Source organism: Cyanobium sp. T1B-Tous (assembly GCF_024345475.1).
GTDB lineage: Bacteria > Cyanobacteriota > Cyanobacteriia > PCC-6307 > Cyanobiaceae > Cyanobium_A.
The window spans coordinates 26,490-49,184 of sequence record NZ_JAGQBE010000002.1 but is presented as its reverse complement, the minus strand read 5'-3'; the positions used below and the strand labels follow the sequence as shown (position 1 = coordinate 49,184).

General features: G+C 68.5%; 22 protein-coding genes and 1 riboswitch. Of the genes, 6 read left to right on the top strand and 16 right to left on the bottom strand.

Translation table 11 applies throughout. The features are described 5' to 3' along the window. The 9 genes from KBY71_RS00830 to KBY71_RS00790 form a co-directional block, all read right to left on the bottom strand. On the bottom strand, positions 1–1,425 hold the full coding sequence (locus KBY71_RS00830; RefSeq protein WP_254927104.1) for a TldD/PmbA family protein: 1,425 nt from the start codon (positions 1,423–1,425) through the stop codon (positions 1–3). 51 nt (positions 1,426–1,476) lie between these two features. Beyond that, the gene (acsF, locus tag KBY71_RS00825) at positions 1,477–2,580 is read right to left on the bottom strand and encodes a magnesium-protoporphyrin IX monomethyl ester (oxidative) cyclase (RefSeq protein WP_254927103.1); all 1,104 of its coding nucleotides are present in this window, start codon (positions 2,578–2,580) and stop codon (positions 1,477–1,479) included. Between the two features lie 48 nt (positions 2,581–2,628). Next, entirely contained in the window at positions 2,629–3,051 is a 423-nt protein-coding gene (locus KBY71_RS00820; protein WP_254927102.1) for a DUF2996 domain-containing protein, read from the bottom strand. 67 nt (positions 3,052–3,118) lie between these two features. Further along, positions 3,119–3,658, bottom strand: a complete 540-nt coding sequence (locus KBY71_RS00815) for a hypothetical protein (RefSeq protein WP_254927101.1) — start codon at positions 3,656–3,658, stop codon at positions 3,119–3,121. 26 nt (positions 3,659–3,684) lie between these two features. Next, on the bottom strand, positions 3,685–4,341 hold the full coding sequence (locus KBY71_RS00810; RefSeq protein WP_254927100.1) for a flavin prenyltransferase UbiX: 657 nt from the start codon (positions 4,339–4,341) through the stop codon (positions 3,685–3,687). A gap of 3 nt (positions 4,342–4,344) precedes the next feature. Beyond that, positions 4,345–6,678: an RNB domain-containing ribonuclease gene (locus tag KBY71_RS00805; protein WP_254927099.1), complete on the bottom strand. Its 2,334-nt coding sequence runs from the start codon at positions 6,676–6,678 to the stop codon at positions 4,345–4,347. Positions 6,679–6,849: 171 nt separating this feature from the next. Then, positions 6,850–7,170: a TMEM165/GDT1 family protein gene (locus tag KBY71_RS00800; RefSeq protein WP_254927098.1), complete on the bottom strand. Its 321-nt coding sequence runs from the start codon at positions 7,168–7,170 to the stop codon at positions 6,850–6,852. 13 nt (positions 7,171–7,183) lie between these two features. Continuing rightward, positions 7,184–7,549, bottom strand: coding sequence for a TMEM165/GDT1 family protein (locus tag KBY71_RS00795; RefSeq protein ID WP_254927097.1), 366 nt, complete (start codon positions 7,547–7,549; stop codon positions 7,184–7,186). After that, positions 7,546–7,941 carry a YkgJ family cysteine cluster protein gene (locus tag KBY71_RS00790; RefSeq protein ID WP_254927096.1) on the bottom strand — a complete coding sequence of 132 codons (396 nt, stop codon included), beginning with the start codon at positions 7,939–7,941 and terminating at the stop codon, positions 7,546–7,548. Before KBY71_RS00790 ends, KBY71_RS00795 begins: the two co-directional genes overlap by 4 nt. A 165-nt stretch (positions 7,942–8,106) precedes the next feature. On the opposite strand from KBY71_RS00790, the gene psb30 reads away from it, so the two are divergent. Continuing rightward, complete coding sequence (gene psb30 / locus KBY71_RS00785; RefSeq protein ID WP_094559277.1) at positions 8,107–8,214, top strand: photosystem II reaction center protein Ycf12/Psb30; 108 nt, start codon at positions 8,107–8,109, stop codon at positions 8,212–8,214. Here psb30 and KBY71_RS00780 read toward each other — a convergent pair. Next, positions 8,193–9,530, bottom strand: coding sequence for a chloride channel protein (locus KBY71_RS00780; protein WP_254927095.1), 1,338 nt, complete (start codon positions 9,528–9,530; stop codon positions 8,193–8,195). The two genes, psb30 and KBY71_RS00780, sit on opposite strands and share 22 nt — an antisense overlap. Before the next feature lies 1 nt (position 9,531). After that, the gene (recJ, locus tag KBY71_RS00775; RefSeq protein ID WP_396095047.1) at positions 9,532–11,439 is read right to left on the bottom strand and encodes a single-stranded-DNA-specific exonuclease RecJ; all 1,908 of its coding nucleotides are present in this window, start codon (positions 11,437–11,439) and stop codon (positions 9,532–9,534) included. 88 nt (positions 11,440–11,527) lie between these two features. Between recJ and KBY71_RS00770 the strand changes: the two genes are divergently transcribed. Genes KBY71_RS00770 through KBY71_RS00760 form a run of 3 tightly spaced genes read left to right on the top strand, consistent with a single transcriptional unit; the run spans position 11,528 to position 13,442 of the window. Next, complete coding sequence (locus tag KBY71_RS00770; protein WP_254927094.1) at positions 11,528–12,280, top strand: HAD-IA family hydrolase; 753 nt, start codon at positions 11,528–11,530, stop codon at positions 12,278–12,280. Next, positions 12,277–12,624 (top strand): DUF565 domain-containing protein, encoded by a 348-nt coding sequence (locus tag KBY71_RS00765; protein ID WP_254927093.1) that lies wholly within the window; start codon positions 12,277–12,279, stop codon positions 12,622–12,624. The genes KBY71_RS00770 and KBY71_RS00765 overlap by 4 nt, the downstream gene beginning before the upstream one ends. Beyond that, positions 12,621–13,442: a hypothetical protein gene (locus tag KBY71_RS00760; RefSeq protein WP_254927092.1), complete on the top strand. Its 822-nt coding sequence runs from the start codon at positions 12,621–12,623 to the stop codon at positions 13,440–13,442. Before KBY71_RS00765 ends, KBY71_RS00760 begins: the two co-directional genes overlap by 4 nt. Before the next feature lie 12 nt (positions 13,443–13,454). Here the strand turns inward: KBY71_RS00760 and rpmF are convergent, their stop codons facing one another. Further along, the gene (gene rpmF / locus KBY71_RS00755) at positions 13,455–13,634 is read right to left on the bottom strand and encodes a 50S ribosomal protein L32 (protein WP_254927091.1); all 180 of its coding nucleotides are present in this window, start codon (positions 13,632–13,634) and stop codon (positions 13,455–13,457) included. Positions 13,635–13,805: 171 nt separating this feature from the next. Here rpmF and ftsH point away from each other — a divergent pair, with 171 nt between their 5' ends. After that, positions 13,806–15,602 (top strand): ATP-dependent zinc metalloprotease FtsH, encoded by a 1,797-nt coding sequence (gene ftsH, locus KBY71_RS00750; protein ID WP_254927090.1) that lies wholly within the window; start codon positions 13,806–13,808, stop codon positions 15,600–15,602. Here the strand turns inward: ftsH and KBY71_RS00745 are convergent. The 3 genes from KBY71_RS00745 to thrC form a co-directional block, all read right to left on the bottom strand. After that, on the bottom strand, positions 15,540–16,505 hold the full coding sequence (locus KBY71_RS00745) for a cupin domain-containing protein (protein WP_254927089.1): 966 nt from the start codon (positions 16,503–16,505) through the stop codon (positions 15,540–15,542). The genes ftsH and KBY71_RS00745 overlap by 63 nt on opposite strands. A 108-nt stretch (positions 16,506–16,613) precedes the next feature. Continuing rightward, positions 16,614–16,889 carry a MoaD/ThiS family protein gene (locus KBY71_RS00740; RefSeq protein ID WP_254927088.1) on the bottom strand — a complete coding sequence of 92 codons (276 nt, stop codon included), beginning with the start codon at positions 16,887–16,889 and terminating at the stop codon, positions 16,614–16,616. 30 nt (positions 16,890–16,919) lie between these two features. After that, on the bottom strand, positions 16,920–18,185 hold the full coding sequence (thrC, locus tag KBY71_RS00735; protein WP_254927087.1) for a threonine synthase: 1,266 nt from the start codon (positions 18,183–18,185) through the stop codon (positions 16,920–16,922). A gap of 179 nt (positions 18,186–18,364) precedes the next feature. Between thrC and KBY71_RS00730 the strand changes: the two genes are divergently transcribed. Beyond that, positions 18,365–21,214: a UPF0182 family protein gene (locus KBY71_RS00730; RefSeq protein ID WP_254927086.1), complete on the top strand. Its 2,850-nt coding sequence runs from the start codon at positions 18,365–18,367 to the stop codon at positions 21,212–21,214. Between the two features lie 60 nt (positions 21,215–21,274). Here KBY71_RS00730 and fba read toward each other — a convergent pair whose 3' ends face one another. Further along, on the bottom strand, positions 21,275–22,348 hold the full coding sequence (fba, locus tag KBY71_RS00725) for a class II fructose-bisphosphate aldolase (protein ID WP_254927085.1): 1,074 nt from the start codon (positions 22,346–22,348) through the stop codon (positions 21,275–21,277). A gap of 283 nt (positions 22,349–22,631) precedes the next feature. Beyond that, a riboswitch (Glutamine riboswitch) is annotated at positions 22,632–22,695 on the bottom strand.

Here is a 22,695-nt window from a genome sequence, read left to right as displayed (position 1 = left end):
TCAACGGCCCCCCACGGTGATCGAATCCACTTTGATGTGGGGCTGGCCGACGGTGACAAAAATGCTGCCACTCACGGAGCCGCAGAAGCCCGCGGCCAGCTCCAGATCGTTGGCACACATCGAGATGCGGGGCATCACCTCCTTGGCTTCGCCGATCAGGGTGGCCCCCTTCACCGGCTTGGTGAGCTGGCCGTTCTCGATCAGGTAGCCCTCCTCCACGGCGAAGTTGAACTGGCCGGTGGGCCCGACGCTGCCGCCGCCCATTGACTTGCAGTACAGGCCCTTGTCCACCGAGGCGATCAGGGCATCCGGGGTGTGGGGGCCCGCAGCGATGAAGGTGTTGCGCATGCGGCTGGCAGCCGCGAAGGCATGGCTCTGGCGCCGGCCGCTGCCTGTGCGTTCGTGGCCCGTGCGCCGTTGGCCGGCGCGGTCACTGAGGAAGCGTTTGAGCACGCCGTTCTCGATCAACACCGTGCGTTGCGGTTCCATGCCCTCATCGTCCATGGAGAGGGAGCCGAAGGCGCCGTCGGTGAGGCCCTCATCAATGGCGGTGACGGCTTCATGGGCAATCCGCTCGCCCACCTTGTCGGCGAAGGGGGTGGTGCCCCGCTCCACCTGGGTGGTTTCCAGCAGGTGGCCGCAGGCCTCGTGGAAGATCACACCGCCGAAGCGGTTGGCCAGCACGCAGGGCATCTGGCCGGCCTCGACGTAGTCGGCGTAGAGCATGGTGCCCACGCTGGCGCAGACATCCTGGGCGGAGGCGTCCGCATCCCACTGGCGCAGGTCATCGGGGCGGCCCGAGGTGCCGTAGCGGCGGCCCAGGCCGGCGCGGTGATCCCCATCGGCGGCGAGCACATTCAGGCCCAGAGACTGGTGCAGACGGATGTCCTGGGCGAAGGTGCCATCGCTGGCAGCCACCAGCACGCTCTGCCAGTCGCGCGCGTAGCTGGCGCGGCGGGCCTGGAGGTGCCGCCCGTGGTTCGCCAGGCGGGCTGTGCCCTCGAGCAGCTTGAGCGTGGCTTCAGCCAGGGAGGGACAGCCGTTGAGCCAGTGGGCCTTGGCCTCGGCGAAGTCAGCCAGGGCTCCGAGGCCCTCGAAGCCGGTGGCGGGGGTGCTGCTGCGGGTCAGGCCGAGCATGCCCAGGGCCTGCTCAAGGGCCTGGAGCAGGCCGCGGTCGCTGAGGTCGTTAGTGCTGACAAACCCGTCCCGTTCCCCGAGGAACACCCGGATGCCAGCCCCCATGCCAAAGGCGGGGCTGACACTGGTGATCGTGTCCTGTTCAGCCAACACCCCGATGTGGTCGGTGCGCTCCAGGAAGATCTCAACCAGGTCGGCCCCGGCGCCCCGCCCCGCTGCCAGCAGGCTGTCGAGGCGTGGTCGCCAGGTGTGATCGAAGCCATCGGCGATGGCGCCCACGGCGGGCATGGTGGCAACCAAGGGGAAGTAGCGAGAGGAAGGGGAGCGGTGCGGCTGGGATCAGCGGACTGAGGGCTGGAACTGCTCGCTGCGGATTGGGGCCATCAGGTAGAGCTTGGCCATCTCGGCCCCGTTGGCGATCCAGTAGGGCAGTTTGCGCAGCACCTTCACGGGAGCGGGGGCTGAACTGGCGTCGGCCTCACTGAGCTTGGCGTTGTTGCTCACCAGACGCTCCAGGCGAACGTAGAACTTCGGATGCTCCACGTTCAGCACCACCGGAAACACCCGGGCGGAGGTTTCGTTGGTCTTGGCGATCACGACCTTGTCGTATTCGCGGGCATCGAGGCCGAGGGCTTCGTAGAACTCCTTGCGGGCCACGTCGCGCACGTACATCGTGGCGAACACGGCCAGCAGGAAGAACCGACACCAGAGGCGGGCGCTCAGGCCACGCACCGTGTCGGGCTGGGCCTTCATCAGGGCGTCAAAGAAGTCGCCATGGCGGTTTTCGTCCTGGCACCAGTTTTCGAAGAAATTGAAGATCGGGAAGATCTTGCTCTCGGGATGCTTCTCGAGGTGGCGGTAAATGGCGATGTAACGCCAGTAGCCAATCTTCTCGCTCAGGTAGGTGGCATAGAAGATGAATTTCGGCTTGAAGAAGGTGTAGGCCTTGCTGGCTGTGAGGAAGCCCAGGTCGAGCTGCAGGCCGAAGTCGCCCATGGCCTTGTTGAGGAAGCCGGCGTGGCGGGCCTCATCGCGGGCCATGTGGGCAAAGCACTCCGCCAGCAGGGGGTTCTTCTGCTTGATGCGGCGGCTCAGCTCCTTGTAGAGCAGGAAACCAGAAAATTCGGAAGTGCAGCTCTGCTCGAGGAATTCGATGAAAACCTGGCGGGTTTCGGGATCGAGCTTGTCGGCCGCTCCCTCAAATTCACCGTTGCGGACGAAGTGGTGACGGTTGTAGTCCTTGCGGAACTCTTCGCAGATGGCCTCCAGCTCCACTTCGTTCGGCCGCAGATCCATCGCCGCCATGGCGTCGAAATCCGTGGTGTAGAAGCGAGGGGTGAGGATCGTGTCCCTGACGGGATCCTTGGTGGCCGGCGCGTCCGGGGTGCCCGTGGCGGCTGGGGAAGGGGCTGCGGGAGTGGCGGTTGCGGCGGGAGGCACCATCGAGCGTTGGGGCTTAGGGCAGTGTCTGCATCGTAGAGGGACTCGCCCTCAGTTCGGGCCGAGCCACTTCTGCCCGTTCAGCCGCTGCACCAGCCGGGACACCAGCAGCGCCAGGCTCATCTTTTTCTCGTCGATCAAAAACGATTCGAGCAGGCTGGGTTCGCTGCCCGCTTCAGCCACGGCCACGGTTTTGGTGGCATTGATGTCGGCTCCGGTGAAGCAGAGCCAGAAGCGCCGCTCCCCGGGCAGGGTGCCCTTGACCATCCAGCAGTTCGCCCCGACGACCGGCATCGGCCCCTGCTCAAAGGAGAGCTCGGGAGCGGGACCGCCGTAGCCCTGTATTTCCTTAGCCAGGGCTGGCATCAACAGCTGGGGCACGTAGCTGTCGAAGGGTTGATCTTCGGGGCTCGGCGGCTTGGCCTTGGCGGGTTTGGCTTCCGCGTTCGCGGCGGGTTGGGCGGCTTCGCTCACCTGTGCAGGCCCCTTGCGGCATCTGAAACGACTTTACGCAGGTCTGACCTGCAGCAGGGGGCCGGTTTCACCAGTCGTCGTTGGCCGGGCCGTCCCAGCCATCGCCCACGGCGGCCGCCTGGGTCACCACCGGTTCGGGGACGGCAGGGGCCTGGGCGGGGGGGCTCGCCGGCGGCCGGCCCTTGCGGATCACCCGGAATGGCACGGCCACGGTGGGGGCCGGATCGCCCGGTGCCCTGGGCGGTCCGGCGGACGGGCCCTGGGCCGCTGGGGTGCTCTGCCGCGGTGAAGGCGTGCGATCGGCGGCCTCCTCCCAGGGTTCCGGGCCGTCCTCGCTCCAGGTCTGGCGGGGATCGCGGGCCGATCGGCGCACCTGGCGGCGCAGGCCCCCTGGTGCCGTTCCCAGGGCCAGGGCGGCACCGGCGGCGCTCAGCCCGGCCCCACCCCCGGCGGCGAGGGCGATCCACACGCCAATCGGCAGGGCAGGAGAGGTCCAGACCAACAGCCGCAGGGCGAGGCTGGGCCTGGGGTTCAGGGCACCCACCAGCAGCACCACCAACAGCGGGGCCAGCAGGGGGAGCAGCAGCAGGCGTTGCAGCAGGACCAACGGACGGACTGGTGGGTAGGGGGGATCTAGAGAGACCGGGTGTCCTGGGATCCTGGCTGGTGGGGCGGCCCTTGCCAACGGCGCAGGTTGCCGAGCTCAAAGCCCAGCACGTCAAAGACCCGGATCACCAGGAAATCCACCATGTCCTCGATGGTCTGGGGTTGGTGGTACCAGGCCGGAACCGGTGGGGCGATGCGGGCACCGGCCTCCGCCAGGGCGGTGAGGTTGCGCAGGTGGATCAGGTTCCAGGGGGTTTCCCGGGGGCAGATCACCAGGGGGCGTCCCTCCTTGAGGTGCACGTCGGCGGCGCGCTCCACCAGATCCAACGCGACCCCGGAGGCGATCCGTCCCACCGTGCCCATCGAGGCGGGCAGGATCACCATGCCCTTGGTGCGGAAGCTGCCGCTGGCGATGCCCGCGGCCTGGTCGTTCCAGCGGTGGCAGCGCAACTGGCCCGACTGGATGCCGGTGCGCTCCCGCCAGAACGCTTCCTGGGCTTCGGGCTCAGACGGCACCCGCAAACCCAGTTCGGCCTGCCACACCCCGATGGCGCCGCGGGAGGTCACGAGCTCCACCGCTTCGTCCGCCTCCAGCAACAGCTGCAGGGCCCGTTGGGCCAGGGGCTGGGCGGAAGCGCCGGACACCGCCAGCACCACTGGAGCGGGTCCGGCCGCGGCAACCATGGCTCAGACCTCGCTCAGGACGGCGATTGGTGCGAAGGGATCGGCCTCCTCATCGGCCTCGCGCTGCTCGGCGCCGCGGGAGTGGTCCGCCTCGGAGGGCTCCTCCCCTTCGGGAAGAATCACAGCCAGGTCGATCTGATGGCGCAGGGCATCCACCTTCTGGATCTCTACCTCCACCTGGTCCCCCAGCATGTAGGTGCGGCGGTTCTTGCGCCCCACCAGCCGGTTCTGGCGCGAGCGGTATTCGTACCAGTCGTCCTTGAGGGAGCTGACGTGCACCAAGCCCTCCACCTGGGAGGGCGGCACCTCCACGAAGAAGCCGTAGCTCTGCACCCCGCTGATCACCCCGGGCAGCACCTGGCCCACCAGGGGTTCGGCCTGGCGCGCCTGCACCATGGCGAGCAGGTCGCCCTGGAGTTCGGCCAGGAATCGCCGGCGTCCATTCAGGCGCTGCACCAGGCCATGCTCCAGCACCTCCTGGTAGGGGGTGAGTTGGCTGGGGGCCAGCAAGGGCCAGTCGATGGCGCCATGGCAGCCATCGGAGGCCAGGTCGACGCTGGTCTTGTGGCGCACGCTCGGACGATCCTTCCCCTCGGTGAGCAACACCACGAGCATCTGCTGGTTCCAGAGATCCGCGTAATGGAGGGTTGGGCAGCACCAGGGGGCCAGGGCGGCCCCTTCCCCCATCAGGCCGGCCAGCGCATGGGTGCCGGGGACGTCACTGAGCAGAATCGGCTTGAGGATGGCCTTGAGCTGCTGCTGGAGAGCCCGGCTGCGGTCGGTGCTGGCGAAGGCTGTGGCCAGCTCCGCCGCACTGGCGTTGCCCTCCTCACTGAGTTCAAGGGGAATGTCGAGGGCCAGGGCGGCGCGGGCCACGTCGTTGAGATCGGCCGCGTCAGCGGTGGCATTGGTGGCGTAGATCGCCGGCAGCGCCAGGGCGGACAGGTGCTGGCCGAGGGCGCGCTCGGCCACGAGAACGGCTTCCCGCAGCACCGCCAGGGGATGGTGGCCCTCCAGGCTGACCATCCAGCCTTCCAGGGCCGCATCGGGGCCGGGCACGGCCAGGTCGCCAAGGCTGGGGATGGCCGGCAGGGGCAGGTTGAGGTCCAGGGAACCGGCGGCCTGGCGCTGCTCCCGCAGCAACCCGGTGACGGTGATCAGCTGGTCCAACAGGGTCAGCTGATCCTTGAGGCCCTTCAGGGCCGGGGGCACGGTGCGGCTCTTGGGTTTGCGTTCTGCCAGGGCGGTCAGGGCGTCCAGGCCAGCGGCAGCCACGGGCTTGATCTGGCTGCGGCAGAAGCGGTAGTGCTCCAGCTGGCCCTCAGGGCTGAGTTCCAGGGCGACCGAAAGGGCGGCCTGGGCCTCCCCCGCCTTGAAGGCTGCGGCTTTGGTGAGGGCGGGGCTCAGCAGGGGAAGCCATTCGTTCCCCACGCAGAAGGCGTCAGCCTGCTGGCGCAGCCAGGTGTCGAGGGCGCTGCCAGGGCCATAGCGCTCGCTGATGGCCGGGGTGTGCACCCACAGGGTCCAGCCCCCCTCGCGCTCCTCCAGACCGAGGCCCGGCAGGGCCGGAGCGTCCTTGCCTGCCCAGGGTTCCAGCAGCAGGACCGGCTGGGCGGTGAGGTCGGTGCGTTCCTTGGCCGCGAGGGCCTTGAGGGTGGCCCGGGGGGGCTGGGGACGGGCGTGGAGGCGGTGCTTGGTGAGCAGCAGGTCGCGGTCGGCCGTTTCGCCGCCGTTCACCGGCAGGCTGCGGGCCACGTGGCCCTGGGGGGCGAACTGGCCCACGGGGTACCGGTCGACCAGCACCTCCACCACGGAGGCCTGCTCAGCCTGGAGATGGCTGGCATCGGCTGGGGGCAGTTCCACCGCCGTCAGCAGACGGTCGTCCAGGGGAGTGGCGATGAGTCGCTCCTCCTGCTGTTCCACCTGGGCCAGCAACGAGGTGGTGTGCCGCTCGAGGATGCATTGCACCCCGCCTTCCGGTGAGCGCCGCCGCCCCCCTTCCCGGGTCACCTTCACGAGCACCCGGTCGCCATTCCAGGCGTGGTTGAGCTGGTGGTCCCGGATGTAGATGTCTTCGCCGCCGTCTTCGCGCAGGGCAAAGCAAAAGCCCTTGCTGGAGCAGCGCAGGCGCGCCGGAATCAGCTCCGGATCCTGCCGCCTGGCGACGCCGGCTTCGTTCACCTCCAGCAGGCCCAGCTTGGTCAAGCCCTCGAGGCCGATCTGCAGTTGCTGCTTCTCGGCCTTCTGGGTGAGGCCAAGGGCCTTCTCCAGCTTCGGCAGGGGAAGAGCTTCAACGGCGGGAAGCTGGTCGAGCAGGTCGGCGACCGTGAACTTCATCGGTGGGGAGGCTGGTGGGCAGTGGGCCACCGTGGTCAGCCCCTGGGGGCATGGCGGTTGGCGCGGTGGGAAAGCCCGCTAGCAGGGCTGGGGGCTTGGGAGGCAAGGCCGAAGATGGCGGACTGGGCTCGGAGCGATGCCCACGGCCACCAGGACCTTTCAGCTTCGATGCTAATCCGCCGACGGACCCTCGTCTGCTGCGGTGTCGGGCACCTCGCTGGTGCTGGAGCGCTGGATCAGGCGCACACCGATCACCAGGAAGCCCACGGAGGCCGCCAGCTGAAGCGCATTGGTGGGGATCACGGCCGAAAGCGAGCCACCGGCTGCGGCCCCCAGCAGGCTGGCCAGCACCAAGGCGACGGAGCTGCCCGCGAACACGGCCCCTGGCCGGGTGGAGGTGCCACTGATCGTCACGATGGCCAACTGGGTTTTGTCGCCCAGTTCCGCCAGAAACACGGTGGCAAAGGTGGAGGCCAGCAGGGCAATCGGCATGGTGCTGAACAGGTCAGGTGAGGGGCAGGTCGGTGGGGGCGGGCACCAGGCCGACCACGGCCTGACGGCCCAGCCAGAGACCGAGGGCCACCATCAGGATTCCGGCCAGGCGCTCGAGTTGCTGCGGCGGCATCACCCGTGCCAGCCAGCGGCCGAGCAACACCCCCACCAGGCTGGAGCTGATCAGGGCCAGGGAGGCTCCAACGAACACCACCCCCGGTCGCCCCGACTGGGCCGACAGCAACAGGGCGGCCAGCTGGGTCTTGTCGCCCAGCTCGGCCAGGAAGACCGTGGTGAAGGTCGTGACAAAGGCAGCCCCCCAGCTACCGGCGTGGGAAGCCTCGGGGGGACTGGCGCTGGATTCGGGTTCGCTGCTCATGAACGCGTTTGGATGGCGCGCAGGAAGCGCCTCAACACCCTGCCACGGCCGCCGTATTCACTGCGGATCTGCTGGGTGCAGCAGGCAATGGCCAGGCGGTCGCCGGCGCCTGGGTCGGTCTCCGTGCCGAACAGGGCCACCAGGTTGGCCACGTTGCAAAAATCGGGCCGGTCGGCATAGATGCGGCAGCTGCGAGAGCCGGTGTTGAAGTGGATGCACCAGCCGTCGGGCCCCACCATGGCCAAATAGCGCTCCTGTTGCTCGGCGCTGAGGGCGTCAATCGCCTCCTGGCGCAGGGCCGGGTCGAGGCGGCAACAGGCCCCGCAGCCACTGATGCAGCGCCACTGCGCCTGGTCGTCCCTGGCCATCCCCTTGAAGCGGCTGGCCTCCATTCAGCCACAACCCGTTGGCCCCAGCCCGCTGTGACAAGCCGTCACAGACCCCACACCCGGCCCTGGTGGAGTTGGCCTGCCGCCTAACCTGGTGCGGCAGGTGTTCTGCCCCACAGCAGCCGCCGCCAGCACCGCCATCCTCGCCACCACCGCGTCGCCGTCACCATGGGTATCGACTTTCACCTGATCGCGAATTTCGCCGCCCTGGCACTGATCACCCTGGCCGGTCCGGCCGTGATCTTCGTGCTCTTCTACCGCCGCGGCGCGCTCTGATCGCTCCCCGGTTCGGCTTGCCTGCCCAGTTCCCAGAGGGCGTGATAGATCGGCTCCCTCTGGATTCGGCGGCCCGCGTAGGCCCCGACCACGGCGCTGAGCAGGATGCCGAACAGCCACTGCTGATCGCCGGCCATGCGCAGGGCGAACAGCACCGTCATCAGCGGTAGCTGGGTGGCCCCCGCCAGGCTGGCTGCCATGCCAAGGGCGAGGCCGAGCTGGGCATCACCCCCGAGCAGCTCGAGGCTGCCGCTGCCGAACAGGGCGCCGATCGCGAAGGCCGGGTCGATCAATCCCCCTGGCACTCCAGCGGCCAGGGCCAGGATGGGCGCCACGATCCGGGCGACCAGCACCAGCAGCCAGCCGAGGATGCTCAGCGGCGCCCCGGGCACCGGCAAGCTTCCGTGGCCGTCGAGCAGCTGACCCATCAGGGCTTCGCCATCGCCGCCGCTCCAGCCGCCGCTGGCCACGGCAATCAGACCGAGCGCCAGGCCGAGGCCCAGGCCCCAGGCCAGGGGCCGGCGCCGCACCCGCTGACGCAGCAGGGCGGTTGTCTGCCAGAGGATCCGGCTGAATAGGCCCCCCAGCAGGCCGCCGGCCACCCCCAGCGGCAGGGCCCAGAGCAGTTGCTGCCATTCCGGTTGGACGGTCCTCAGCAGACCGAGGGTGAAGATCGGAATGCCGTCGAGGTTGCTCACCAGGGCCGCTGCGGCGCAAACCACCACCGCGGGCCAGAGCACGGCTGTCTGGAAGCGACCGGTGAGCTCCTCCATCACGAACACCGTGCCCATCAAGGGGCTGTTGAAGCCGCCGGCCAGGCCGGCTCCGGCACCGATGGCCATCAGGCTGCGGGTGGAGAGGCCGGCCAGCAGGCGGGGGAAGCGTTGGCGCAGGCCATGGGCCACGGCGGCCCCCACCTGCACCACCGGGCCCTCCCGGCCCAGGGGCATCAGGGCCAGGCTGGCGGCCGTCCACAGGGCCAGCCGCGCCCCGGTGGCCGCGGGGGCCATCAGTCTTGGGGCCTGGTCGGGGGTCTCCAGGCTTTCGAGCGTCTGGGGGATGCCCGAGCCGGCGCCGCTGGCCAGGCCACCGGCCTGGAGCACCAGCAGCAGCGGCGTGGTCAGCACCGGAGCCAGGGCCAGGGCTAGAGAACGGCCGCTCCAGCCGTCGCCGCTGAAGCCCGGCAGCTGGTGCAGCAGCAGATCCTGGGCATGGTCCACCAGGTTGAGCGGCCAGCAGGCCAGGCCCACGAGCAGCCCAACCAAAAGCAGCTGGAGCAGGGCTTTGAGGCGCGTGCGCTCCAAACGGAATCCCATTTCAGGCCACGAGCCCCAGCGCAATGGCCGCATCCTGCATCAAGGCGCGCACGTAGGGATGGGCATGGTTGGCGCCCTCCGCGCAGCTGAGTTCCTCTCCCGCCGCATTGCGCACCACCAGGCCGCTGCCCTCGCGTCGGCACCAGTAGGTCCGATCGCGTCGCTGTAGCCGCACTTCCGTGCTGCCACAGGCTTGGGTGGCGCTGGCTCGCAGTCCCACCAGCTCCAGCTGGAGGCGCTCCTGCCCTTGCCAGTTGTCGAGCCGCAGCCGGTAGGCCACATCCACCAGGGCCGGCAGGTTGGCCTCCCCCTGCCAGCGCCAGCCCATGGCCCGCAGCCGATGGCCTCCCTGCACCAGCTCCAGCTGCAGATGGCCGCCCCGCAGCAGTTTCTGGGAGGCCACCTCACACCCCTGGCTCCAGAACACGGGTTGGGGATGGCCGATGCCGAAGGGTTCGAGCCGTTGCTGTTGGCGGTGAAAGTCGCGGTCGATCCGGGCGAAGGGCAGCAGGGCTTCCGGTTCCACCGGCGTGCCGGGGCCGGCCTGCTCCAGCCAGGCTTGGGCGAGCCCATTGAGTTGGTCATGCAGGGCGGCCACCTGCTCGGCCCGCACGGTGAAGCCGCCCGCCGCCGGATGGCCGCCGAACCGCTCCAGCAGATCGGCGCAGTGGCCCAGGGCCCGGTCGACCGCAAACCCCTTTGGGGCCCGCACGGAGGCCCGCAGGCGGCCCCGGCCCTCGCCGGCCAGCAGGGCGGCGGGCAGGCCAAAACGCTCCACCAGGCGGGCGGCCACGATGCCAATCACCCCGTGATGCCAATGGTTCTGGGCCAGGAGCAGGAAGGCGGCTCGCTCGGGCCCATCGGCCTCCAGCAGGGCCAGGGCCTCCGCTTCGATGGCGCCGCAGAGGTCGCGGCGCTGGCGATTGAGGGCTTCGCACTCCCGTGCCAGGGCCAGGGCTCGGTCGGGATCGTCAGTGGTGAGCAGTTCCACCACTAGCTGGGGATCGCCCAGCCGGCCCACGGCGTTGATGCGGGGGGCGATCTGAAAGCCCACCGCCTGGGCGTCGAGGGGGGCCTCGTCCAGTCCGGCCAGCTGCTGCAGGGCCTGAAGGCCGGCCAGGGGGCTGCGGCCCAGCTCCGCCAGCCCGTCAATCAGCCAGCGCCGATTGACGCCCACCAGGGGGGCCATGTCGGCGATCGTGCCGATGCAGAAGAGGTCGCGGGCGATCTGCAGGCCATCGGCCCGCTTCAGCTGGCGGCACAGGGCTGCCGCCAGCACGTAGGCCAACCCCACACCGGCCAGGCCGCGGTAGGGCGACTGGGGCGGGGTGCGCTCCGGATGGAGCAGGGCCAGATGGGGGGGCAGGGGATCGGGAATCGTGTGGTGGTCGGTGAGGATCGCCTCGATGCCGAGCACCTCCGCCCGCTCCAAGGCCTCCAGCGCGGACACGCCGTTGTCCACCGTCACCAGGAGGGCCACGCCCTGCTCGGCCAGCCGCTCCACCATGGCGGCGTTGAGCCCGTAGCCGTCGTCCATCCGGCTGGGGATGGCGGCGATCGGTCGGGCCCCCAGGCGCTGCAGCACTCCCACCAGCAGCGCCGTGCTGGTCATGCCGTCGGCGTCGTAGTCGCCGCAGATGGCCACCTGTTCCCCTTGGGTGCAGGCCTGTTTCAGCCGGGCGACGGCCTTGGCCAGGTCGGGGAAATGGCGGCCGGGCGGGGGGGCGGCTGGCGGATCAAGCAGGGCTTCGATCCGGGCCGGGGTGTCAAAGCCGCGCCGTTGCAGCACCGCCAGCAACTCCTCGGGCAGCGCTGCCTCCAGCCCGACCATGGCCGCTGGGGCGCCATCGGCGCTGGTCGGGCGCGGGGCGGGCAGATGCCAGCGTTGCTGGTCGAGGGCAGGCAGCAACGCTGGGACACCAGGGGCTCCGCCATTGTGCGGGGCCTGCCGGCTGGGTGCATCCCCTTAATCTGCAAGGGCCCCACAGGACGAGCCGATGCCGCTGCAGGCCTTGCTCTGGGACGTGGATGGCACCCTGGCCGAGACCGAGCGGGATGGCCACCGGCTGGCGTTCAACCGGGCTTTTTCCGAGTCCGGCGTCCCCCTGCACTGGGATGAGGACGCTTACGGCGCGCTGCTGGCCATCAGCGGTGGCCGGGAACGGATCACCGCCGCCCTCGAGCTGGCCCAGGGCGCACCGGCCGATCCAGGCTTGGTGGCGGAGCTGCAGGCCCGCAAGCAGCGCCACTACACCGCCTTGGTGGCGGCCGGCGAGCTGCGGCTGCGTCCCGGTGTGGCAGAACTGATCGCCGAGGCCAGCGCCGCCGGGGTGGTTCAGGCCATCGTCACCACCAGCGGCCGCCCTGCCGTCACCGCCCTGGCCGAGCACCTGCTGGCGGGGCTGGCGGGCTGCTTCCGCCTCTGGGTGTGTGGCGATGATGTCGCCCGCAAGAAGCCCGATCCGGAGGCGTACCGGCGCGCCCTTCAGCAGTTGGGCCTGCCCGCCGAGACCGCCCTGGCCCTGGAGGATTCCGGCAACGGCCTGGAGGCCGCTGATCGGGCCGGTGTGGCCTGCCTGCTCACCCCCAGCCACTACGGCAGTGCCGAGCCGCCGGAGCGCTGGTGGCCCGCCCGGGCGGTCGTGAGTCAGCTGGGTGCGGGTGCCGCCGTGTTGCGGGGCCCCGCTTGCCAGGGTCAGCGGATCACGCTCTCCTATCTGCAAGATCTGTTGGAGGCTTTGCCGCCGTGACGCGCCTGCCCCTTCAGCGCACCCGCTTCAACCGTGCCCTCGAGCAACTGGGGGCCCTGGTGCTGGGCAACGTCCTGGGCAACTGGCGTTACCGCAGCAGCGTGGTGCTGGCCCTGCTGCTGGGCTTCTATGCGGGCAGCAACGTCACGGCCTACGTGGTGGTGCGCATACCCGGGGGGCGTCCCATGGCGGTGCTGCTGATGGTGCTGCTGGTGGAGCTGGTCGTGCGGCTGCGGGGCCGTCTGGTGACCGCCCAGCCCGGCCTGGGATGGGTGATCGCCGACAACCTGCGGATCGGCATGGTGTACGCGGTGGTGCTTGAAGCCTTCAAGCTCGGCACGTGATCGACCCAGGCCTGGATTCCCACTTCGTGCAGCCCCTGCTGGCCGAACTCACGGCGCTGGCGGTTGGGGCTGGCAGCGGTGGCGGGCGCCAGGTGGTGGCCCTCAATGGACCGGTGGGAGCCGGCAAGTCGACCCTGGGAGCCCAGCTGCTCGAGCGGGCCCGCGCCCAGGGGGTGCGGCTGGCTGTCGCCTCGATCGACGACTTCTATCTGCCCTGGGAGCGCCGCCTCCAGGCATTGGCTGGCAATCCGTTCGGGGTCTCGCGGGTGCCGCCAGGCAGCCATGACGTGGAGCTGGCCCTGGCCTGCCTGGCGGACTGGCGCGGTGGCGCCGCGTTGCGCCTGCCCCGTTTTGACAAAACCCTGCGGGACGGGCAGGGAGATCGGGCCGGCGCGGTGAGCCTCGACGTTGACGTGTTGCTGCTGGAGGGCTGGTTGCTGGGCTGCCGGCCCCTTGGAACGGAGCGCCTGGCGGATGCGCAGCTGGAAAACCTGCTCCCGGAGGAACGCAGCTGGTTGCCCCGCTGGGACCGGGCCCTGGAGGCCTACCAGCCCTTGTGGGAGAGCTGCGCCCAGCTCTGGCTGCTGCGGCCGCTCAGCTGGAACTTGCCGAGGCGCTGGCGCTTCCAAGCCGAAGCCCGCCAGCGCCGCAGGGGTGGGGCCTGGTTGCCCCCCCAGGACCTCGAGGCCGTGGTGCGCTCCAGCCTCTGTTCCCTGCCGCCACACCTCTACCAGGACCCGCTGATCCCAAGCGCCCGCGGCATGGCCGTTCTGGATGGCCGCCGCCGCTGGGTGGGGCAGGCGGTCATCCGTCCCTGAGGACCCTCAGCTTCAGCTCTCGTCGTCGTCGCCGTCCTCAGCGACGGGGTAGACGAAGCCCTGGGCCCGGCCGCTCAGCACGGCTTTGCCGATGGAGAGTGCCTTCTGGGCCGCCACGGCAGCCTTACCCTTCCAGGTGGCGTGGCGCTGGTTGCGCTTGCCCTTGGAGGTTTTCTTCTTGGGAACAGCCATCCCCGCTCACTCACTGCCAAACCAAGATCCTCCGCTGCCACCTGGCCTTTCGTCAAATCGCTAAGCTCCAGCTAAAGCCGGAACCCTGTGAGCAACAGCCTTTCTCCGGACACCCTCCCTCCAGGCAGCCTCCCTCCAGGCAGCCCACCTACGGACCGGCAGCCCTTCCGATTGGGTTCTCTCTCCCCTCGGGAACCGGCCCCCTCCTACAGCCAGCTGCTGGCCGATCTGCGGGCCGGCAAGGTGAAGGACCTGGAACTCTCCCTGCGCCAGCGGGAGGTGCGTGTCCAATTTGACGACGGTCGCCAGGCGGCGGTGCCGGTGTTCAGCAACGACCAGCTGTTGTTGCGCACCGCGGAGCAGGCCAAGGTTCCCCTCACCGTCCGGGATGACCGGGCCGATGGGGCCATGGCTGGTCTGGTGGCCAATGGCCTGCTGGTGCTGTTGCTGGTGGGGGGCCTGGCCCTATTGATCCGCCGCTCTGCCCAGGTGGCCAATCGGGCCATGGGCTTCGGCAACAGCAAGCCGCGGCTGCAGGAAGAGGGCGCCGTGGCCGTGCGCTTCGAAGATGTGGCCGGCATTGCGGAGGCCAAGGAGGAGCTTCAGGAGGTGGTCACCTTCCTGAAGGAGCCTGAGCGCTTCACCACGGTGGGCGCCAAGATTCCCAAGGGGGTGCTCCTGGTGGGCCCTCCGGGCACCGGCAAGACCCTGCTGGCCCGGGCCATCGCCGGGGAGGCCGGCGTGCCGTTCTTCTCGATGGCCGCCTCCGAATTTGTCGAGATGTTTGTGGGGGTGGGCGCCAGTCGGGTGCGCGACCTGTTCCGCAAGGCGAAGGCCAAGGCCCCTTGCATCATTTTCATTGACGAGATCGATGCCGTGGGCCGCCAGCGCGGTGCGGGCATCGGTGGGGGCAACGACGAACGGGAGCAGACCCTCAACCAGTTGCTCACCGAAATGGATGGCTTCGCCGACAACTCCGGTGTGATCCTGCTGGCGGCCACCAACCGGCCCGATGTGCTCGACACGGCCCTGATGCGTCCAGGCCGCTTTGATCGCCGCATCACCGTCGACCTGCCCGACCGACGGGGCCGCGAAGCGATCCTGGCGGTCCATGCCCGCACCCGCCCCCTGGCTGCCGAGGTGTCCCTCTCGGCCTGGGCTAGCCGCACCCCGGGATTCTCCGGTGCCGATCTCGCCAACCTGCTCAACGAGGCCGCCATTCTCACGGCCCGGCACCACCAGAGCGCCATCGACGATGGGGCCATGGCCGGTGCGCTGGAGCGCATCACCATGGGGCTGTCGGCGGCGCCCCTGCAGGACAGTGCCAAAAAGCGTCTGATCGCCTACCACGAAGTGGGCCACGCCCTGCTGGCCACCCTGGTGCCCCATGCCGATCCCCTCGACAAGGTCACCCTGTTGCCCAGGGCCGGGGGTGTGGGGGGCTTTGCCCGGATGATGCCCGACGAGGAGATCCTCGATTCGGGCCTGATCAGCAAGGCCTATCTGCAGGCGCGGCTGGTGGTTGCCCTTGGTGGTCGGGCGGCGGAACTGGTGGTGTTCGGGCCCAGTGAGGTCACCCAGGGCGCCAGCGGCGATCTGGAGCTGGTCACCCGCATTTGCCGCGAGATGGTCACCCGCTATGGCTTTTCCAGCCTGGGGCCGGTGGCCCTGGAGGGGGATGGGGCGGAGGTGTTCCTCGGCCGGGATCTGATTCACACCCGGGCGGGTTATGCCGATCGCACCGGGCGTCAGATTGATGCGCTGGTGCGGGAGCTGGCCTGCGGCGCCCTCGATCGGGCGGTTGGGCTGCTCCAGCCCAGGCGGGGTCTGATGGACGAGCTGGTGGACCTGCTGGTCCGCGACGAGACCATAGAGGGCGATGCCTTCCGGGCGGTGGTGGCCCGCTCAGGCGTCGCCCTGGAGTCCTCCAGCAAAACGGATGTCGAGGCTGCGCAGGTAGGTGTGTAGGCCTGAATCCTGAATCGGCATCAGCCGGGCCATCCGATCACTGGTGTTCACATGGGAGTGCCAGTGGCCCGGCGGTGTGATGAAGGCTCCGCCGGATTGCCAGTCGATGCGACGGGGGTTGGCGATCTGGCCGCTGGCATTGAGCTCGGTGCCCACCACGGTGTAGCAGCCTGGATCGCAGTCGATGATCAAATCCAGGGCGACCGACTGGTGCCGGTGGGGTGGCTGCACGGCCCCGGGGGGAACCACGCCGAGCATGGCCCAGAGGGTGTGAGTCACCGTGCGGCTCTGGGGCAGGTCGCTGTTGGCCAGCAACAGGCTGAGCCGGTTGCTGCGGGCTGCCGTTGGATCCGCCAGCAGCTGGTCGAGTTCCCGTTGCAGCAGGGCGGCGGGATAGTGGGTTGCCTGGAAGCGGGGCAGGGTGGCTTCCACGCCGAGATGGGTGAGCAGGGGGCCGTCGTGCACCCAGTACAAAACGCTGTCCTGATGGCCCTGCAGCAGGGGAGTTTCCCCGGCGGGCAGCACGAACAGGTCGCCGGCGCTCCAGGCGAGCTGCTGGCCACCCCAGTGCAGCTCACCGGCGCCCTGGAGTACATAGAAAAGGGAGCTGGTGGCGTTGGCGGCAGCCTTCAGCCCCTCGCCCGCCAGGATCCGCAAAAAATGGGCGGCCAAGCCCGGGCTGGTGGCCGGTCCGCTGCAGCCGAGCTCAGCACTGAGATCCAAGGGCACGACGGCCGTCGGGCCGGACTGGTGCAGCTCCGCACCCCACTGGTGGTAGCGCAGCGGTTCGGTGAGGCCGGGCCGGACGGGATTGGCGGCCTGGCGGTAGTCGAACACCTGGGACTTCGCCTGCCAGGTGCTCTCCAGCACAGGGCTGTCTGGCTGCATCGGGGCTTGGGTCATGGTGGTGGGGCTCCAAGCGGGATCTACACACTATTGAGCCCACAGCGGAGGCTGGTGGGCTGCCGCATTCGGCACCATTTGCGAAGGCGGGTCTGAGCTCCGTTCCCTTCAGCCGCCGGCCACGGCGGGCACGATGGACACCTCGTCGCCATCGCCAAGGGGCGTGGCCTGGTTGTCGAGGAAACGGATGTCCTCGCTGTTGACGTACACGTTCAGGAAGCGACGCAGCTTGCCGCCTTCATCGCAGAGGCGACCTTTGATGCCGGGATAGCGGCCCTCCAGGGCATCGATCAATCCATCCACGTTGGTGGCCTCAAGGTCGACGCTGGCCTCGTCGTTGGTGAACTTCTGGAGGGGGGTGGGGATCAGAACCTGAACGGCCATGGTGGGGAGTGGGCGGAGAGTGGACGACGGTCAGTTGTGGTGGGCTGCTTGGGCTTGGGCCCAGGCGGCTTTGAAGCTATCGAGCTGGGCTTCGATCGTGTAGGGCGCGCCGATGCAATCCGCCACGGCCTCGGTGGTTTTGAGCCCGTTGCCGGTGATGTAGGCCACGGTGGTTTCGTCGGGGTTGATCTTCCCCTGTTCCACCAGCTTCTTGAGCACCGCAATGGTGGTGCCGCCGGCGGTTTCGGTGAAGACGCCCTCGGTTTCAGCCAGGAGCTTGATGCCGTCGATGATTTCGGCGTCGGTCACATCGGCGATGGTGCCGCCGGTGCGGTTGGCGATGTCGATGGCGTAGGGGCCATCCGCGGGGTTGCCGATGGCGATCGACTTGGCAATGGTGTTGGGCTTCACCGGGGTGATGAAGTCGCGGCCTTCGCGGAAGGCGGTGGCGATGGGATTGCAACCCTCCGCCTGGGCCCCGCTGAAGCGCACGGCCTTCTCCTCGACCAGCCCCACCTTGATGAATTCGTCGAAGCCCTTGCGGATCTTGGTGAACAGGGAGCCGGAGGCCAGCGGCGCCACGATGTGGTCGGGCAATTGCCAGCCCAGCTGCTCGATCACCTCATAGCCCAGGGTTTTCGAGCCCTCCGAGTAGTAGGGCCGCAGGTTGATGTTCACGAAGCCCCAGCCGAAGGTGTTGGCCACTTCCGAGCACAGGCGGTTCACCTGGTCGTAGTTGCCCTTCACCGCCATCAGGGTGGGGTTGTAGATGAGGGTGCCGAGCACCTTGCCCAGCTCCAGATCGCTGGGGATGAACACGCAGCAATCGAGGCCGGCGTGGGCAGCGATAGCAGCGGTGGAGTTGGCCAGGTTGCCGGTGGAGGCGCAGCTCACCGTGGTGAAGCCCAGCTCGCGGGCGCGGGTGAGGGCCACGCTCACCACCCGGTCTTTGAACGAGAGCGTCGGCATGTTGACGCCGTCGTTCTTGATGTAGAGGCTTTTGAGCCCCAGACGCTTCGCCAGATTGCCCGCTTTGAGCAGGGGCGTGAAGCCGGTGCCCACGTCGATCGGCTCGCCCTCGATCGGCAGAAATTCCCGATAGCGCCAGATGGAGGCAGGGCCGGCTTCGATGGTGGCGCGGCTGACGCGGTTTTTGATCGCCTCGTAGTCGTACACGACTTCGAGGGGGCCGAAACAGACGTCTTCGCAGACGTGACGCGCTCCGGCTTCATAGGGGTGGCCGCATTCCTTGCAGCGCAATCCTGTGAAGGTGGAGCGGGAGAGGGTGGCCGTCACGAACACGCCCGGGCAGGTGAGGCGAGGCTAACAGCGTCGACCGAACCCGTCGCTAAATCCCGACTTTTAAAGTAGGAGATTGTGGCTGGTGTTGGGCGTGGGTGGGTGCTGGGCTGCTTCGGGGCTGGGCTTGCTGTTGCGCCAGGGCTTCCTAGCCTCGGCCGGTAGGCCAATTCCCCATGCCGCGGCGCCCGACGCCCTCCACTGCCCCGTTCCTGGATGCCCCGTTCCTGGTTGTTCTGACCCTCGGGCTGGTGCTCTTGGCCGGATGCACCCTGTTGGTGGCCCGTCTCTGGGTGGAATGGCAGTGGTTTGAGCAGTTTTCCTGGGGTGGGGTGCTGCTGCGGCGCTGGCTGCTGCAGCTGGCGGGCGCCTTGCTGGGGTTGGGCCTGGGGCTGGGACTGCAGCGGTGGTTGCGTTATTTCTGGCGTGTGGAGCCGGTCGGGTCCCAGGACCTGCGCTTTGGCCTGGCCCCTGGGCGCTACGCGGTGAGTCTTGGGCTGCTGGCCCTGGCCCAGCTGGTGCCCCTGGCCCTGTTGCTGCGCCTGGCGGAGCGGCTCGTGCGCAGTCCCTTCGATCCCAGCCGACTGCACGGCCTCACCATGCTCCAGGACTTGTCCTGGCCGCTGCTGCTGGTCCTGGGAGGGCTGTTGGTGGCCTTGTTGCTCCGCCCGCAGGTGACTCCCCGCCTGGTGGCGGGCATGGCGTCCCTGGCCACGGCGACGGCCCTTGGCCGGTCCTGGGGGGTGTGGTCGCTGGCGCTCCTGGCCCCCGACAGCGGCATCCAGGAGCCCATGCTCTGGGCTGACATCAGCTTTGGCCTGGTGCGCTTCCCGGCCCTGGCGTTCGGGCTGACCCTGCTGCTGGCCCTGTTGATCTGCCACCTGGCGGCGGGGCTCTGGGGAATCCTGGCCCGGGCGCCCCAGCTCAGTGATGGCCGTTTCCACGGCTTCACGGCCACCCAGCTCCTGAACCTGCGGGTGCCTCTGGCCCTGCTGGTGCTCCTGGTGGCCTGCAGCTTCTGGCTCGGTCGGCACCAGCTGTTGCTCAGCACCGCGGGCAGCGTGCCGGGCGCCGGCTGGTTGGACGTGCACCTGGTGCTGCCCCTGCGCACCCTGGCGGCCGTGGTGGCTGTGTTGACGGCCGTAGCCCTGCTCTTGCCCCTGCGCCGTCGGGGGATCCGCGGGCCCCTGCTGGCGGGGGTCTCCCTGGCCTTGCTGCTGGTGCCGCTGCTTGAGGCCCTGCTCACGCCTGTTCTCCAGTTGCTGCTGGTGAAGCCGCGGGAACTCCAACGGGAAACCCCCTACCTGGCGCGTTCGATCCGGGCCACCCGCGCGGCGTTTCAGCTGGATGCCATCGTCAGCCGCAATGTCAGGCCCCGCCGCCGCCTCACCCGGGCCGATGTCAAGGCGGGAGAGGCCACCCTGCGCAATATCCGCCTCTGGGACAGCCAGCCCCTGCTCTCGACCAACCGTCAGTTGCAGCAGCTACGGGTGTACTACCGCTTCTCCGGCGCTGCGGTTGATCGCTACAGCCTCAATGACGCCCGGGGCAAGGATCGACACCAGCTGGTGATCATTTCGGCCCGCGAGCTGGACCAGGCCTCCCTGCCGCCGGCGGCACGCACCTGGCTCAACACCCACCTGGTCTTCACCCATGGCTACGGGTTCACCGTCTCACCGGTGAACACCAGCAGCCTCGATGGCCTGCCCGACTACTTCATCAGCGACTTGGGCGCTTCCACCCGGGTGCAGGGAAATGCCCGGCTGGGCATTTCCACCTCTGAGGTGAGGGCCGGCATCCCGATCGGTAAGCCCAGTCTGTATTTCGGAGCACTGGTCTCCCCCTATGCCCTGGCGCCGACCCGGGTGCAGGAGTTCGACTATCCCCAGGGGGACGAAAACCTTTACACCCATTACGACGGGAGCGCGGGTGTGCCGATCGGGTCGGCCTGGGGCCGGTTGGCCGCCGCGTTGTATCTGGGGGAGCCGAAGTTGTTGGTGCAGGGCGCCATCACACCGGCAACCCGACTGCTCCTGCGCCGGGAGGTGCGCGAGCGGCTGCGCACGTTGGCTCCCTTTGTCCGCTTTGAAGGGGATCCCGTTCTGGTGTCGGTGCAGTTGGACGGGAAGGGGCCCTTCTCCCGTGACCAGCACCAGTACTGGCTGGTGGAAGGTTTCACCACCAGCCGGAGCTACCCCTACAGCGCCGCCGTTCCCACCGATCCCAACATCCGCTACCTGCGCAACTCCGTGAAGGCGGTGGTGGATGCCTACAACGGCTCGGTGGTGCTCTACGTGTCGGATTCCCCGGACCCGATCATTGCGGGCTGGCAACGGCTCTTCCCCGACCTGTTCCAGCCCCTGGCTGCGATGCCGGCCCCCCTGCGGGCCCACATCCGCTATCCCCAGCGTCAGTTCGAGCTTCAGACCGCCCAGCTGCTCCGCTATCACGTCACCGATCCACGGGTCTTTTACAGCGGGGATGACGTGTGGCAGGTGCCCATGGAGCTGTATGGGCGCAGTCAGATCCCGGTGAAGCCGTATCACGTCAGCGCCCAGCTGGCTCCAGACCTCCCCCCCGAATTTCTGCTGCTGCAACCGCTCACCCCCCTGGCGCGACCGAACCTGGCCGCCTGGTTGGCGGCCCGCAGCGATGCGCCCCACTACGGCCAGCTGGTGTTGCTGCGCTTCCCGACCCAGACGCCGATCTTTGGCCCGGAGCAAATTCAAGCCCTGATCAATCAGAACCCCCGCATCAGCCAGCAGTTCGGTCTCTGGGATCGGGCGGGGTCGGAGGTGATCCAGGGCAATCTGCTGGTGGTGCCCGTCGGAGAGGCCCTGCTCTATGTGGAGCCGGTGTACCTCAAGGCCCGGAACGGCGGTTTGCCCACCCTCACCCGGGTGGTGGTGAGCGATGGCAGCCGGGTGGCGATGGAAACCTCCCTGGATAAGGCCATTGAGGCCCTGCTGGATCCTCGCCTTTCCCAAGCGGGCGCCCCCAGCAGCCCCGCCGAAACAACCCCCTGAACCCATAAAAAAAGGGCCCCTTGCGGGGCCCATGGCTTGTCGGTCAGACAGCTGTTGTGCTCAAGCAGCGACGGCGGTCTTGGGGTCGAGTTCGCCCTTGGCGTACAGACCGGCGTAGTAGTTGATGTCGCGCTGCTTGATCTTGCTGGCGTTGCCGGCACACCAGAACTGCTGGTAACGATCCAGGCACACCTGCTTCATGTACTGGCGGGCAGGCTTGTTGAAGTGGCGGGGATCGAAGTTGGCGGGATCCTTGAAGGCGGCTTCCCGCACGGCGGCGGTGAAGGCCAGGCGGTTGTCGGTGTCGATGTTCACCTTGCGCACGCCGTTGCGGATGCCCTCCTGGATTTCTTCCACGGGCACGCCGTAGGTCTCGGGGATGGCACCGCCGAACTTGTTGATCATGTCGAGCCACTCCTGGGGAACCGAGGAGGAGCCGTGCATCACCAGGTGGGTGTTGGGGATGGCCTTGTGGATCTCGGCGATGCGGCTGATGGCCAGCACTTCACCGGTGGGCTTGCGGGTGAACTTGTAGGCGCCGTGGCTGGTGCCGATGGCGATCGCCAGGGCGTCCACTTTCGTCTTGGCGACGAAGTCGGCGGCTTCAGCGGGATCGGTGAGCAGCTGGCTGTGGTCGAGCTTGCCCTCGAAGCCGTGGCCGTCCTCGGCTTCACCCATGCCGGTCTCGAGGGAGCCGAGGCAGCCCAGCTCGCCTTCCACGCTCACGCCGATGGCGTGGGCCACGTCCACCACTTCCTTGGTGACGGCCACGTTGTACTCGTAGCTGGCCGGGGACTTGGCGTCGGCCATCAGGGAGCCGTCCATCATCACCGAGGTGAAGCCGTTGGCGGCCGCACCGAAGCAGGTGGCGGGGCTGTTGCCGTGGTCCTGGTGCATCACCACCGGGATGTCGGGATAGGTTTCCACGGCCGCCAGGATCAGGTGGCGCAGGAAGTTTTCACCGGCGTACTGGCGGGCACCGCGGGAGGCCTGCAGAATCACCGGAGAGTCGGTCTCGTAAGCCGCCTCCATGATCGACTGCACCTGCTCCAGGTTGTTCACGTTGAAAGCAGGGATGCCATAGCCGTTTTCAGCGGCATGGTCGAGCAGGAGGCGAAGCGGAACGAGCGCCATGGGAAAACCTCTCGGGGGTCGGGCGTTGGGACTGGGGGGGAGTCTAGGGGATGCCCCCGGGCCACCAAAAAGCCCCGCTGGAATCGTTCCAGCGGGGCGTTCTCTGGGCTCGGGCCCAAGCCGGGATCGATCAGTCGATCAGGCTTTGCTTGCGCAGGGCCAGCACGGCGTAGCCGTTCTGGCGGGCCGCCCGCCGGGCTTCTTCGGCCTGGCGAACGAGTTGTTTGGCTGTGGTGATGGTCATGGCAGTGCCTCCGTGGAAACCCCGATGGGGTGGGTGGATGGCGCGTTGCTTCGGGTCTGACCCCTACTTCCACCTGCAGAGCCGCAGCTCTGAGGCCAACGAT